The organism is Pantoea sp. EKM101V (assembly GCF_011800325.1).
GTDB lineage: Bacteria > Pseudomonadota > Gammaproteobacteria > Enterobacterales > Enterobacteriaceae > Pantoea > Pantoea anthophila.
Genome location: NZ_JAALFP010000003.1, coordinates 269,271 through 284,181, shown reverse-complemented (window position 1 = coordinate 284,181; position 14,911 = coordinate 269,271). Strand labels below are relative to the sequence as shown.

Here is a 14,911-nt window from a genome sequence, read left to right as displayed (position 1 = left end):
ATGAAATTCGATAAAGTAAGAAACGACAAATCATCAATACGTAATAAGCTGCAGAAAATAAGCACCATCAATGCGGCGGTAATATTACTGTTGTGCTGGCTGCTGCTCTCCTCGACCTCGCTGCTCTTCATTAAAAATTATGAGAAATGTAATCTTGAACTGATCGGCTCCACGCTCAGCACGACGCTGACCGCCGCGACCGTTTTTGCCGACAGTTACGATGCGCGTAATAAAATTGAACAGCTCGGTGAGCAGGGCCTTTATGCCTCTGCAAAGCTCGTCACCCGGGATCATATTGAACTGGTCCGCTGGCATGCGCAGCAGGAACCGACGGGCTGGTATTCACGCTGGTTACGCGAGTGGATGTATAGCAAACCGCTTAATGTCGCCATCAATCACGCTGACGTCACGGTCGGCACACTGACGCTGGAAGGGACCGTGACCGGCGCGATGCGATTTATTCGCTACTCCTTCCTGATCCTGACCAGCGGAATGCTGTGTGTGCTGATTGTCTCGCTGATGCTGAGCGCCTTCCTGCATCGGGGGATCGTCGCGACGCTGCGCAACATTACCAGTTCCATTCACTATGTGATTCATTCGGGTGATTTTTCCCTGCGCATACCCGGCAGCCCGACGAGTGAGTTTCAGCTGTTCTCCGATGATCTCAATTCGCTGCTGAAGGAGATGCAGTCGCTGAAGGCTTCGCTGATCCGTGACAATCGCTCGCTGGCGGCCAAAGCGCTGGAAGATCCGCTGACCGGGCTGGCCAATCGCAGCGCCTTTACGGCGCATCTCGCCCGGCTTCTGGATCGACAGCAGGAGAAGGGGCGCTTTGCTCTGCTGTTTCTGGATGGCGATCGTTTCAAGAGCATCAACGACAGCTGGGGTCATGCCGCAGGCGATGACGTTTTAAAAGCGATAGGCTCACGCCTCCTGTCTCTGGCGGCCGATCAGGATCTGGTTGCCCGCTTAGGTGGCGATGAGTTTGCCATGCTGGTGAGCAGTCGCGTCAGTGAGGAGGAGCTTCAGCGTCTGGTGCAGTGCATTCATGAGGTTATCACGCAGGCGATCACGCTTGCCGGGGATACGCAGATAACGACCTCGGTGACCATTGGCTATGCCTGGTCACAGCAGGGTGACACGGTCGCGGCCATTCTCGAACGTGCCGATATGAACATGTACAGGAATAAACGAGCAGGTAAGGCGAAAAGATGAGAATGAAATTTTCCCTGGTATTACTTGTGATGGCGCTGGCGGGCTGTCAGTCGACTTCGCGCTTCAGTGAGGCGCAGATCGCTGCGATGAAAAGCGCCGGCTTTACGCAGAACATGGAGGGCTGGGGATTGGGCCTGTCCGATAAAATCCTGTTTGGTATCAACGAATCCGAACTGACCCCTGCCAGCAAAACGACCATTCAGACGATGGCGAGAAACCTGGCCTCGACCGGTATTGAGCATGTGCGCATTGACGGGCACACCGACAACTACGGCAAACCGGATTACAACCAGCAGCTGTCACTGAAAAGGGCAAACGCGGTTGCGGCGCAGTGGGCGCAGGGCGCGGCGATCCCCCCTGAGAATATCATCACTCGCGGGTTAGGCATGAGCGCCCCGGTGGCCAGCAACAGCACTCCTCAGGGGCGGGCGCAGAACCGCCGTGTGGCCATCGTGATCACGGCGCCGTAATCCTCCCGGCAGGCCGGACGCAGGGTTCCGGCCTCGCTATGACACGACGCTGGCAGCGTGGCGCGCCTGGCGCACGAAGAGAGATTAGCGGATGGTCAGTTCATTCAGCGCCGACAGCAGCGCGTCCACTTTGGGCAGGAACTGTTTGCGCCGTGGCCATACCACGCTCAGCGTCAGCCCGTCAGGCTGCAGTTCCGGCAGAATAATGTCGAGTTCACCCGCGTCCACGGCGCGCTGGATCAGCCAGGATGGCATCTGTGCCACACCCAGCCCGGCGATAACCGCCTGTAACTGCGCATCAACGTCCCCGACAGCCAGCCGCCAGGGCACCTCCCGCCAGTGCGCCTGCCCATCCTGGGTGGTAAACAGCCAGGGTTTGGTGCTGCCATCTACCCGCTCATAAAGGATGGCGGGGTGATTCAGCAGCGCCGCCTCATCTTCCGGGCGTCCCTCACGTGCCAGATAAGCGGGTGACGCACAGAACTGCATCTTCTCGCGACCCATATTGCGCCAGCCCAGAGAGGCAGGCAGGTCAGGTGCCCCGCCAATCCGTACCGCGACATCCACCCCCTCTTCAAACAGGTCAACAAAGCGATCGGACAGACTCAGGCTCAGCGCCAGTTCGGGGTGCTGCTGACAAAAGGGCATCAGCAGCGGCATGACGTTAAGACGGCCATAGGTGGTGGGCACTGCCAGCCGCAGGCGGCCGGAAGGAATGGTGCGCTGCGCCGCCAGCACCGCTTCTGCTTCGGCCAGATCCTCCAGCACCCGCAGGCAGGTCTGGTAATAGGCGCTGCCCGCGTCGGTCAGCTGCAGACTGCGCGTCGTGCGTTCCAGCAGGCGCGAGCCTAAGCGTGTTTCCAGCCGGCTGAGGCTTTTACTGACCGCCGAGCCGGTGACATGCAAACGTTCGGCCGCCGCGGTGAAACTGCCGCATTCGACGCTGGCAACAAACGGCAGGATATCTTTCAGGCGATGATCGTGCATCGATTCGTGAACTCAGGTTGAGAATGATGTGAATAAATGACAGAGATAAGAACTGAATTCTCTATTAGGCTTAGCATTACGCAAATTGAGGAGAAATCAAATGAAAAAGCACGCTTTGATTGTGGGCATCAGCGGCGTAATCGGTCGCGCACTGGCAGACAAATTACAGCAGGAAGGCTGGCAGGTCAGCGGCCTGTCACGCGGCCGTGGTGCCGTGCCAGCGGGTGCGACCAGCCTGACCGCCGATCTGACCGACGCCGATGCGGTGCGTGACGCGCTGAAATCGGTCAAACCGGATGCGCTGTTTTTCAGCGTCTGGGCGCGTCAGGAGAATGAAAAAGAGAATATCCGCGTCAACGGCGGCATGGTGCGCAACGTGATTGAAGCACTGGGCGATCGCCTGCAGGGTTCTCACGTGGCGCTGGTCACCGGACTGAAGCACTATCTGGGCCCGTTTGAAGCCTACGGTAAAGGTGCGGTGCCGGTTACGCCATTCCGCGAAGAGCAGGGCCGTCAGCCGGTTGATAACTTCTACTACGCGCAGGAAGATGAACTGTTCGCGGGCGCTGAAAAGTATGACTATCGCTGGAGCGTGCATCGTCCGCACACCATCATCGGCTATGCGGTAGGCAATGCGATGAACATGGGGCAGACGCTGGCCGTTTACGCCACGCTCTGTAAAGAGAAGGGCTGGCCGTTTATCTTCCCGGGTTCGCCTGAGCAGTGGAACGGTGTGGCGGATATGACCGATGCGGGTCTGCTGGCTGAGCAGCTGCTCTGGGCCGCCACCTCGCCTAATGCCGCTAACCAGGACTTTAACGCCGTAAACGGCGATGTCTTCCGCTGGAACTGGATGTGGCCGAAACTGGCAGAATACTTTGGTATCGAGGCCGCGGACTATCCGGCGCAGATGATGCCGCTGGAAGGGCGGATGGATGAGGCCGCCAGCGCATGGCAGGCGATTGCAGAGAAGCATCAGCTGCGTGAGGCGGATATCAATAAACTCGCCTCCTGGTGGCACACTGATGCCGATCTGGGACGTCCGATGGAAGCCTTTACCGACATGAGTAAGAGCCGCAAAGCGGGCTTTACCGGCTATCGCAGCACGCTGGACTCCTTCACCCAGCTGTTCGATAAGCTGAAAGCGGAAAAAGTGATCCCTGAGTAAAAACCTGCAGGCGCCCTATCCGGCGCCTGTTTCGTTTCCGGCATATTTGATCATTCAGTGGAGGTTCAGAACCCATGGCGAGATGTTTCATTATCGGGGCTGCGGGCAAGGTGGGTAAGCAGCTGACCCGTCAGCTGAGCAGCAAAGGGCACAGGGTAACGGCACTGCACCGCAAACCGGAGCAGGCTGAGACGTTGCAGGCAGCAGGCGCAACGGCTGTGTCAGGCGACCTTCAGCAGCTGAGCGTCCCGGAGCTGGCACAGCTGATGGCTGAGCATGATGTCGTGGTGTTTACGGCGGGGGCCGGTGGCGCCGGAATCGCGCTGACCAATGCCATTGATGGTGAGGGGCTGACACTGGCCGTGGCAGCAGCAGAGCAGGCAGATGTTCCACGCTTTATGCTGGTTTCGGCCTTTCCCGATGCAGGTCGCGGCAAAACTCCTTCAGAGGGTTTTGAGAACTACATGCGGGTCAAACGACAGGCTGATGCTGAGCTGGTGGCGAGCCGCCTGGAGTGGGTGATCCTGCGCCCTGGCACGCTGACTGACGAAGCGGGCACCGGACGGATTCATGCCGACCTGGCGATCCCCTATGGCGTGGTGCCGCGGGCAGATGTGGCGGCAACCCTGGTCGGGCTGATCGAACAGCCAGCCATTAAATATCAGATCATTGAACTGACTCAGGGCGACAGCCCGATCGATGAGGCGTTGCAGCGGTTGCAGCGTGGCTAAAAAGGATTCGATAGCTTTTTTGCAGACTGACGCTGAAGACAAAGCAGGGTGAATCTGACAGCAGTAAATTTGCTCAGGGCGCGGGGAACGGGGTCAGAGGAGGAAAGCGTCCCGCGCCAGGACGGCGCGGGCCGAGCGTGTCATGGATGACGGCTCTTGCGTCTTTCCGATCTGACCCCGTTCCCTGCGCAGGCTCGCTACCACAGCCAGCTTTTCCTTTGAGATCTTCAAAAAAAGCCCCCGAAATCGGGGGCTTTTTCATAACTTAACGCATCTCTTACTTCACACATTTCGCGCAGTGCGCGCGCTCAATATGCTGGAAGAAATCGTTACCTTTATCATCGACCAGGATAAAGGCCGGGAAGTTCTCGACCTCAATCTTCCAGATCGCTTCCATCCCCAGCTCCGGATACTCCACGCACTCCAGACTCTTAATACTCTGCTGCGCCAGCACCGCTGCCGGGCCGCCGATGCTGCCGAGATAGAAGCCGCCATGCTTGTGACAGGCATCCGTCACCTGCTGGCTGCGGTTGCCTTTTGCCAGCATGATCTTACTGCCGCCGTGTGCCTGCAGCAGATCCACGTAGGAGTCCATGCGTCCGGCGGTGGTCGGGCCGAGTGAACCGGAGGCGTAACCTTCAGGTGTTTTGGCCGGGCCAGCGTAATAGACCGGGTGATCCTTAATGTACTGCGGCAACCCTTCACCGTTATCGATACGCTCTTTGAGCTTCGCGTGCGCAATATCACGCGCCACAATAATGGTGCCGGTCAGAGACAGACGGGTAGAGACCGGGTAGGCGGAGAGCTGCGCCAGAATCTGCTCCATCGGACGGTTGAGATCAACCTGTAAGACTTCACCTTCGCCCTGCTGACGCAGCGCTTCCGGGATCAGTCGGCCCGGGTTGGCTTCCAGTTTCTCAATCCAGATGCCTTCGCGGTTGATCTTCGCCTTGATGTTACGGTCAGCGGAGCAGGAGACGCCCATGCCGACCGGGCAGGAGGCACCGTGGCGCGGCAGGCGAATCACGCGAATGTCGTGCGCGAAATATTTGCCGCCAAACTGTGCGCCCAGACCCAGCTTCTGCGCGGCTTCCAGCAGTTCCTGCTCCAGCTGCACATCACGGAATGCCTGACCATGTTCGTTGCCTTCGGTCGGCAGACCATCGTAGTAATGGGTCGAGGCGAGCTTAACCGTCTTCAGCGTACTTTCCGCTGAGGTGCCACCGATAACAAATGCGATATGGTACGGCGGACAGGCGGCCGTGCCCAGGGTGCGCATCTTATCCACCAGGTAATTTTTCAGCTTGCCGGGACTCAGCAGCGCTTTGGTCTCCTGATAGAGATAAGTCTTGTTGGCAGAGCCGCCCCCTTTGGCAATACAGAGGAATTTGTACTCGTCGCCATCCACGCTGTAGAGGTCAATCTGCGCAGGCAGGTTGGTGCCGGTGTTCACCTCTTTGTACATATCCAGTGCGGCGTTCTGGGAGTAGCGCAGGTTATCTTCGATGTAGGTGTTATAGATACCCTGCGACAGCGCGGCTTCATCCCCGCCGCCGGTCCAGACGCGCTGACCCTTTTTACCCATGATGATAGCGGTGCCGGTATCCTGACAGGTTGGCAGCACGCCTTTGGCGGCAATCTCAGAGTTGCGTAAAAACTGCAGGGCGACATATCTGTCGTTGTCGCTGGCTTCCGGGTCAGCAAGGATTGAGGCAACCTGCTGCTGGTGAGCCGGACGCAGCATAAAAGAGGCGTCGTGAAAGGCCTGCTGAGCCAGCAGCGTCAGCGCCTGCGGGTCAACTTTCAGGATCTCCTGACCTTCAAATTCGGCGACTGAGACATGCTCACGGCTCAGCAGATAGTATTCGGTTTCTTCGTGGGACAGCGGAAAAGGGTTCTGATAGACAAAAGGTTTGTTCGACATTTTTTCTCACTTAATGACCGGCTGAACCACCGCGAGCAGGCTGCGGGGCGCAACATCATAGGCGAATTAATCGTTTATTATGCTTCCCCGCCGCGGGTGCCGCGGGGAAGTGCAGGAATGGTATATTATAACGCGTTGATCTGCATGTTGTATCCGTCAGAACATCCACACCATCCACGGATAGGCAATCACCATCATGGAGACCAGGAAGATAGCGCCGAAGATGGTACCCAGACGCCAGTAGTCTTTAGTCGGCAGATAACCGCTGCCGTAGTAAATCGGACTTGGGCCGGTGCCGAAAGGGGTGATGATGCCCATCACACCCAGAGAGGTACAGAGCATCAGGCAGAAGACCGGCATATTGATGCCAGGAATCGAGGCGGCAATGGTCAGCATGGCCGGTAACAGCGCAGTGGTGTGCGCGGTGGTACTGGCAAACAGGTAGTGCAGCAGGAAGAAGGCGATTAACAGGACGACGGCTGAAATCTGCGGGTCATAGCCCTGCAGCAGCATGCCACCTTCTTTACCTAACCAGGTGATGAAACCGACGCGAGCCAGACCGTCCGCCAGCGCCACCAGGGTAGCGAACCAGGCAAAGGTGTTCCAGGCGGGTTTATTGCTGGTGATGTCGTTCCAGCTGAGCACCCCTGTCCACAACATCAGGACCACGACCAGCAGTGCCGCCAGGGCGGGCTCAATCCACGAGGTCGCGAAGATCCACATCAGCAGGGCGCAGACCACGAACACCAGCAGCAGGATCTCATTGCGGGTCAGTCTGCCCAGTTTCTCCAGTTCAGCCATTGCCCATTTTGGCACTTCATCGTTGATTTTGACTTCAGGCGGATAGAACCAGTAAGCCAGCAGCGGCATGGTCAGAATCAGCAGCAGACCCAGCGGCAGGAAGGCCAGGAACCACATGCCCCAGGAGATATCAAAACCGATGATGCTTTTCACCAGCGCCAGGGCCAGCAGGTTGGGTGCCAGTGCAGAGAGGAACATTGAGCTGGTGATACAGGCGGCGGTAATGGCGACCCACATCAGATAGGAACCGATTTTGCGGGCGCTTGGGTCATTCGGTTTAGAGCCGTAGAGCGGAGGCAGGTTGGCGATAATCGGATAGATGGTGCCGCCACTGCGCGCGGTGTTCGACGGGGTAAAGGGTGCCAGCAACAGGTCAGCAAAGGTGATGGCATAACCCAGCGTCAGGCTGCGGCGACCCAGATATTTTACCAGGATCAGCGCCAGGCGACGACCAAACTGCGTTTTGTCATACCCTGCGGCGAACATAAAGGCACCGAAGATCAGCCAGACCGTGGAGTTACCGAAACCGCTGACCGCCCACTTAAAGGATTCACTGGCGACTTTGAATTTCGGATTAGCCAGCTCTGCCGGGCTGAAAAGCAGGAACTGACTGAACAGCGCGATGACGACAACGCCCGTCAGGCCGATCACGGCGCCGGGCAGAGGTTCAAAGATCAGGCCGACGATGACGCCGACGAAGATGGCGAAGAAGTGCCAGGCGTAGGGTTCAAGGCCCGCAGGTGTCGGCACCAGCAACAGCAGCACGGCCACCAGCACCGGCAGCGCCAGCATGATCGCTTTCTTTTTCCCCGCACCCGCAGGTGCGGCTTTTGGGGGTTCAGTTACAGCTGAGAGTGTTTTCATAGTGTTTTATCTGCAAGTTAAGAAGAATACGATTTGCGCCCCGGACCTTCACTGATGAATTTCGTTCTTATTCTTGATAGTGTGAATAAACCGCGATGCACTGATTTTTTTAATCCGCTGCCTGAGGATTGAGCAGCATTTTTAAAAGCCTGTAAATATGATGCGATTTCTGCAAATATAAATTTTGATCCAGATCAAAGAAATTAATTCATTATTCGCGATTTTTTAACATTTATTTTCTATTTATATTTCTGCCACCGGCATTCTGACACTTTTGTGAAGCGGGTCAACAAATGAGCAGGGCGGAAAAGCAGGAGGTTATCACATAACATTCTGATAATGAAAAACTTTATTTCAATGTAAACAAATGGTTGATTTTTGGTTACCATTGATTAACAATAAATATAACTTTAGTTCCGCCATTCAGCAAATAAAAACTCCAGATGCTTTAAAAGTTAAATAAGTAAATTTATCGCTTACGTAAGCAAAGAAAGGCGTATATTAACAGCATGACATCGGACCACTTAATTAAGCGATAATTTGCGTCCGCTAAAAAATTTCCAGACTTTTAAATCTTGGAGTTTATCGCAATGAATACACTCACTCCCATCCTTAATCCACTGACTCTGCCAAATGGCGCCGTGTTAAAAAACCGACTGGTGATGGCCCCGATGACCACCTGTACCGGTTTCTATGACGGCACGGTCACCAGTGAACTGGTTGAATACTATCGCGCACGGGCAGGCAGCATCGGAACCGTGATTGTCGAGTGCTGCTTTATCGATAACCGCGGCCCGGCCTTTCCGGGTGCCATTGCCATCGACAGCGACAATAAAATCCCCGGTCTGAAACGCATTGCGGACGCGATCAAATCTGAAGGTTCTACCGCCATTTTACAGATCTATCACGGCGGCCGTATGGTCGAGCCGGAGCTGATTGGCGGGAAAACCCCGGTTGCGCCGAGCGCCATCGCGGCGCCGCGTGAAGGTGCCACCCAACCGCTGGCGCTCAGCGCTGAAGAAGTCGACACCATGATCACCAAATTTGGTGATGCGGTGAACCGTGCAATCAAGGCGGGTTTCGATGGCGTGGAAATTCATGGCGCCAATACCTATCTGATCCAGCAGTTCTATTCACCCAACTCTAACCAGCGCGATGACAAGTGGGGCGGCAGCCGCGACAACCGCGCCCGCTTCCCGCTGGAAGTGCTGGAAATCACCCACAAGATGGCGGAGCGCTTCGCCCACAACTCCTTCATCATCGGCTATCGCTTCTCGCCTGAAGAGATCGAAGTGCCCGGCATTCGCTTTGACGACACCCTCTATCTGCTGGAAAAACTGGCCGCGCGTGGCCTGGATTATGTCCACTTCTCTGTGGGCCAGCTGCTGCGTCCGTCGATTGTGGATACCCAGGACCCGACGCCGCTGATCGAGAAGTACCTCGCCATGCGGTCGCCTGAACTGGCAAAAGTGCCGGTGATTGGCGTTGGCGGCGTTGTGAACCGGGCCGATGCCGAGATGGCGCTGGAGAAAGGCTACGATCTGGTGGCGATTGGTAAAGCCTGTATTGCCTACCCGAACTGGGCTGATCGGATCATCAACAACGAGCACCTTGAACTCTATATCGACAGCAACAAACGCGAAGAGCTGCAGATCCCGGAACCGCTGTGGCGCTTCTCGCTGGTCGACGCGATGATCCGCGACATGAGCGAATCGGGCCGTAAATACAAAGCGGGCGTTTATCAGGAAAAAGTGGAAGCAGAAGCGCTGAAGCTGAAAATCAACGTGACGCTAGACACGGACCGTATCACCGACATTTCACTGGTGCCGGATGACACCCTGGATGTCGATTTCACCACCACGTTTGAAAGCCTGCGTAACCGCATTCTGGTAGCAAACAGCCCGCACGTCGACGCCATTACCGGCGCAACCACCCAGAGTGAGGCGCTGAAAAAAGCGGTTTCACGCGCCATGACCACCTCCAGCAAAGCGCATGTGATTGAAGAGGGGGGCAACCCGAATGCACCGCAGAATTACGATGTGGTGATTGTCGGCAGTGGCGGGGCAGGTCTGGCTGCGGCAATTCAGGCGCACGACGAGGGCGCTCGCGTCGTCATCATCGAGAAGATGCCGACCATCGGGGGTAACACCATCAAGGCGTCGGTCGGTATGAATGCTGCCGAAACCCGCTTCCAGAAACTCAAAGGCATCGAGGACAGCAAAGAGCTGTTCTATGAGGAGACGCTGAAGGGCGGTCAGTTCAAAAATAACCCGGTGCTGCTGCGTGAGTTTGTGGATCTGGCGCCGGAAGCGATCGAATGGCTGGCTAACCACGGAATCGAACTCAACGACATCACCATTACCGGCGGGATGAGCATTGACCGGACTCACCGTCCGGCTGACCGTTCCGCGGTGGGGGGCTTCCTGATCAGCGGTCTGGTGAAAAACATCAACAGCCGTAACATCGAAGTTCTGCTGGAGACCTCAGTCGCAGAAATCCTGTATGAAAATGGCGCGGTCACCGGCGTGAAGGTGGTCGATGAGTACAATGACAGCCGCATCCTCTACGCGAAAAGCGTGATTGTGGCGACCGGCGGATTCAGTGCCAACCGTGAGCTGGTGGTGAAATACCGTCCTGAACTCGATGGCTTTGTCACCACTAACCATAAAGGCGCTACCGGCAGCGGGATTGCGATGCTGGAGAAAATCGGCGCGGGCACGGTGGATATGGGCGAGATCCAGATTCACCCAACGGTGGAGCAGACCACCTCTTATCTGGTCTCTGAATCCATTCGCGGCGGCGGGGCTATTCTGGTCAGCCAGGCGGGCAAGCGCTTCTATAATGAAATGGAAACCCGCGACAAAGTCTCGGCGCAGATTATCGCCCTGCCTGAGAAGAGCGCCTGGATTGTATTTGACGAACAGGTGCGGATGAATAACAAAGCGGCCGACGAGTATATCGCTAAAGGCTTTGTCATCAGCGCGCCTACCGTGGCGGAGCTGGCGGTGAAACTTAACATGGGCGAACATCACACCCTGGAAGCGACACTGGCCCGTTACAACAACTTTGTTATCCAGCAGAAAGATGAAGATTTTGGTCGTCAGACCGCGCTGCGTCACCCGCTGAGTGAAGGTCCCTTCTACGCGATTCGTATCGCACCGGGTGTTCACCACACCATGGGGGGCGTGACCATCGACACCACGACAGCGGTGCTGGACACTCAGAAACAGGTGATCAACGGTGCCTGGGCCTGTGGTGAGGTGGTTGGCGGTATCCACGGCGCGAACCGTATCGGCGGGAACGCCGTCGCCGATATCATCATCTTTGGTATTCTGGCCGGTGGTAACGCCGCCGCTTACGCCCGACGTTAACGGTCCTCTCCGGCATCCGCCTCTGGCGGGTGCCGGTTTTCCCTTTCTGAAGCAGAGTCGCCTATGTTAACTGAAGCGCGTGTCTATGCTTACTCCGCCGTCCTGATGGGGTCACCCATCCTGCTCAAACTCTTCGAAGACAATCAGACCCTGGCCGCACAGGTTTTCCGGCTCATCAGACAGCAGGAGAATCTCTTCACCGTGAACCGCGCCGCCTCTGAGGTGATGGCGATCAACCATGCGGCAGGGCAGCATCCGGTGGTGGTCAGCCAGCCGGTGTTCGATCTTATCGCCTGCGCGCATGCGGTGAGCCTGCTGCCCGACAGCCTGTTTAATCTGGCGATCGGTCCACTGGTGAAGTGCTGGAAAATCGGTTTTCAGGGGCACAGCGTGCCGTCACCAGCGGAGCTTCAGGCTCGCAGGGCGCTCATCGATCCCCATGAGGTCATGCTTGACGCCGACGCCCGCAGCGTAATGCTGGCCAGACCGGGCATGGAGATTGACCTGGGGGCCATCGCCAAAGGCTATATCGCCGATCTTGTGCAGGCCTTTCTGCGCCAGCAGCAGGTCAGCCATGCGCTGATCAATCTGGGCGGCAACGTGCAGACCGTGGGGGCACCCCCTGATGAACAGGGCTGGGCAATCGGACTGAAAAAACCGTTTGGCGCAGCCGACGAGCTGATCGGCGTGATTGGCGTCAACAATCGCTCCGTGGTGACATCCGGCATCTATGAACGTTACTTTGAGCTGAACGGGATCTGTTATCACCACATTCTGGACCCGCGTACCGGGTATCCGCTGGATAACGAACTGCTGAGCGTTACCGTAATTTCTGACCGGTCGCTGGATGGCGATATCTACACCACGCTGCTGTATGGTCTGGGCGTGGAACAGGGCATTGCCTGTCTGGCGGACAAACCGGGTATTGAAGCCCTGTTTGTGACCCGCGACAGGCGGGTCATCTGTTCGTCACAACATCACTTTTCGTTTCAGCTGCTGGATGACGATTACCGGCTGGTTCACTGACAGTACTGTTTGAGCAGGGTGTGATATTCCGGCTGCAGGCGGTAGCGATAGACCGGGCGACCGGTGACGCCATAGTGAATACTGGTGAACAGAATATTGATCTGCGCCAGCCAGATGAGGTATTTGCGGCAGGAGACGCGGGAGATATTCACCTCGGTTGCCAGCTCGTCGGTCGAGAACTCGGTACCCGGATGGGCGTCGATCCACAGGCAGAGCGTCCGCAGCGTCTGCGGCGTCAGTCCCTTCGGCAGGCGTTTCTGTTCGCTGGCCCCCGGCGGGTTGCCATGCAGAAGCTGGTCCACGTCTGACTGCTGGTAAAACTGATGATTATCCATCAGCGACTTCTTCTGTCGCCAGCCGGTGAGCGCCTCTTCAAACCGGGCAAACTGGAAAGGTTTGATCAGGTAATCGACCACCCCGTAGTTAAGTGAGGTTTTGATGGTGGCGGCATCGGCAGCAGACGAGATAATAATCACGTCAACCGGACGGCCTGCGCTGCGCAGCTCCGGGAGCAGGTCGAGGCCGTTTTCCTGCTGCATATAGATATCCAGCAGAATCAGATCCACCTGCGGCTCGGCCTGGGCCAGCCGCTCTTTCGCCTGCTGTAACGTCGAGGCCGTTCCGCAGCAGGTAAATCCCGGGATCTGCCCGATATAGCAGCGGTTCAGCTCCGCGACCATGGCGTCATCATCGACAACTAACACATTAATCATTGGGTAATCATTCCTCTCTCCCACGGAAGTTGTACTAAGAATTGGGTAAAGACGCCGGGTTCTGACTCGACGCTGACGCTACCCCCCAGGCTTTCGGTCTGCTGTCTGACCAGAAACAGTCCGACACCGCGATCCTCACCCTTTGTGGAGACGCCCCGTTCAAAGATGGTGTTCAGCTGCGCGGCATCAATGCCGGGACCATCATCACTCACTTCGCAGGCTAACCAGCCATTCTGATAGTGCAGCATGAGGTGGATTTCACCCTCGGTCTCCGGATCCAGCGCCTCAAGCGCATTCTCAATTAAATTGCCCAGCACCGTAATCAGCACCGCGCTCTGCTCCTCACTGCCGCAGTCGGGCAAAAAACTGGCCTCATCGATAATCAGCTGATGGCCCTCATCGGTAACCCGGTTGATTTTACTGAGCAGGAAACCGGCAATGATCGGCGATTTGATCTTCTGCAGCAGCGAACCGATCTCCGTCTGATAGGCGTTGGCGGTTTTGAGAATGTACTCTTCCATCTGCGCATAGTTTTTCATATGCAGCAGGCCCAGAATGACATGCAGCTTATTCATGAATTCATGGGACCGCTCACGCAACGCATCCACATAGTTTACCATGCCGTCCAGACGCTGCATCAGCTGGCTGATCTCGGTTTTGTCCCTGAAGGTGGTCACCGCCCCGATAATCCGGTCACGGCTGCGCACCGGTACGGTGTTGGTGATTAGGATGCGATTTCCCAGCGTCAGCTCTTCATCATACCAGGCTTTCCCGGCATGCAGCGCATCCTGCTGGTGGCGGTGCATCACGCTCTCTTCAGCAATCAAATCGCCGCTGGCTGGCGTTTTCTGCGTGGTCTCATGCAGCAGTTGCTGCGCGGCCTGATTGATCAGGCTGACGCGGGAGTGATCGTCTACCGCGATCACCCCCTCTTTGATGGAGTTAAGAATGGCCTGGCGCTGCTCAAACAGACTGGAAATCTCGTGTGGCTCCAGGCCCAGCAGGATGGTCTTCAGCCGCCGGACCAGAATCAGGATACCCAGCAGCCCGACCACGCCGCCAAACAGGCTGGTCCAGACGATGTTCCAGCGGCTTTTCGCTATCTGCGCCGCCACATCATTCAGCGCAATTCCGATCGCCACCACGCCGATCTGCTGATGCTGCGCGTTAAACACCGGTGTAAAGACCCGCAACGCTTCCACCAGCACACCATGATTGACCGCCACATTCTCCCGACCGCTCAGGGTGGGATAGATATCGTTACCGACAAAGTGCTTGCCGATCACCGCAGCATTGGGATGCGAAAAGCGAATGCCGCGCATATCCGTCACCACCACAAACAGCAGGCCGTTGCGTTTACGCGCCGCCTCAGCCAGCGGCTGAATCTGGCTGCTGCCGTCAGCCAACAGCAATCCCCGCTGAATTTCCGGGCTGTCCGCCAGCGTTCGGGCGACCGCCATCGCCTTATCTTTCAGGTGCGACTGGGCAAAGTTATCGATCTGAACGAAATAGAGCAGATGGACAGCCAGCAGTACGGTGAAGATAACCGCGGTCATCATCAGTGTGGTCAGGGTACTGAGTTTCATGGGTCGTTTCGTCACGGCGTGTCGGTTCTGTGGTTGGCTTGTCATAGGCTTTCAG

Annotated in this window: 11 protein-coding genes; 6 read left to right on the top strand and 5 right to left on the bottom strand. The window is 56.7% G+C overall.

What is annotated here, in order from left to right; translation table 11 throughout:
- Both HFD92_RS07530 and HFD92_RS07525 read left to right on the top strand, forming a co-directional pair.
- Positions 1-1,215 (top strand): diguanylate cyclase domain-containing protein, encoded by a 1,215-nt coding sequence (locus tag HFD92_RS07530; RefSeq protein ID WP_167428653.1) that lies wholly within the window; start codon positions 1-3, stop codon positions 1,213-1,215.
- Positions 1,212-1,685 carry an OmpA family protein gene (locus HFD92_RS07525; protein WP_033736773.1) on the top strand — a complete coding sequence of 158 codons (474 nt, stop codon included), beginning with the start codon at positions 1,212-1,214 and terminating at the stop codon, positions 1,683-1,685. The genes HFD92_RS07530 and HFD92_RS07525 overlap by 4 nt, the downstream gene beginning before the upstream one ends.
- 84 nt (positions 1,686-1,769) lie before the next feature.
- On the opposite strand, the gene HFD92_RS07520 is transcribed toward HFD92_RS07525, so the two are convergent.
- Positions 1,770-2,672 (bottom strand): LysR family transcriptional regulator, encoded by a 903-nt coding sequence (locus HFD92_RS07520; protein WP_009093037.1) that lies wholly within the window; start codon positions 2,670-2,672, stop codon positions 1,770-1,772.
- A gap of 100 nt (positions 2,673-2,772) precedes the next feature.
- Here HFD92_RS07520 and HFD92_RS07515 point away from each other — a divergent pair, with 100 nt between their 5' ends.
- Together HFD92_RS07515 and HFD92_RS07510 are read left to right on the top strand one after the other, a co-directional pair.
- Positions 2,773-3,840 carry an SDR family oxidoreductase gene (locus HFD92_RS07515; protein WP_046102918.1) on the top strand — a complete coding sequence of 356 codons (1,068 nt, stop codon included), beginning with the start codon at positions 2,773-2,775 and terminating at the stop codon, positions 3,838-3,840.
- Positions 3,841-3,914: 74 nt separating this feature from the next.
- On the top strand, positions 3,915-4,571 hold the full coding sequence (locus tag HFD92_RS07510) for an SDR family oxidoreductase (RefSeq protein WP_167428652.1): 657 nt from the start codon (positions 3,915-3,917) through the stop codon (positions 4,569-4,571).
- A 277-nt stretch (positions 4,572-4,848) separates the two neighbouring features.
- Here the strand turns inward: HFD92_RS07510 and fumA are convergent, their stop codons facing one another.
- Together fumA and HFD92_RS07500 are read right to left on the bottom strand one after the other, a co-directional pair.
- Entirely contained in the window at positions 4,849-6,495 is a 1,647-nt protein-coding gene (gene fumA, locus HFD92_RS07505) for a class I fumarate hydratase FumA (protein ID WP_009093034.1), read from the bottom strand.
- 156 nt (positions 6,496-6,651) lie between these two features.
- Positions 6,652-8,160 carry a DASS family sodium-coupled anion symporter gene (locus tag HFD92_RS07500; protein ID WP_167428651.1) on the bottom strand — a complete coding sequence of 503 codons (1,509 nt, stop codon included), beginning with the start codon at positions 8,158-8,160 and terminating at the stop codon, positions 6,652-6,654.
- 590 nt (positions 8,161-8,750) lie between these two features.
- Here HFD92_RS07500 and HFD92_RS07495 point away from each other — a divergent pair.
- Together HFD92_RS07495 and HFD92_RS07490 are read left to right on the top strand one after the other, a co-directional pair.
- Positions 8,751-11,531: a flavocytochrome c gene (locus tag HFD92_RS07495; protein WP_111207310.1), complete on the top strand. Its 2,781-nt coding sequence runs from the start codon at positions 8,751-8,753 to the stop codon at positions 11,529-11,531.
- A 63-nt stretch (positions 11,532-11,594) separates the two neighbouring features.
- Entirely contained in the window at positions 11,595-12,557 is a 963-nt protein-coding gene (locus HFD92_RS07490) for an FAD:protein FMN transferase (RefSeq protein WP_167428650.1), read from the top strand.
- Here HFD92_RS07490 and dcuR read toward each other — a convergent pair.
- Both dcuR and HFD92_RS07480 read right to left on the bottom strand, forming a co-directional pair.
- On the bottom strand, positions 12,551-13,270 hold the full coding sequence (dcuR, locus tag HFD92_RS07485; protein ID WP_009093030.1) for a two-component system response regulator DcuR: 720 nt from the start codon (positions 13,268-13,270) through the stop codon (positions 12,551-12,553). The genes HFD92_RS07490 and dcuR overlap by 7 nt on opposite strands.
- A complete protein-coding gene (locus tag HFD92_RS07480; RefSeq protein WP_221412761.1) occupies positions 13,267-14,856 on the bottom strand; it encodes a sensor histidine kinase in 1,590 nt (529 codons plus the stop codon). The genes dcuR and HFD92_RS07480 overlap by 4 nt, the downstream gene beginning before the upstream one ends.
- Positions 14,857-14,911: the final 55 nt, after the last annotated feature.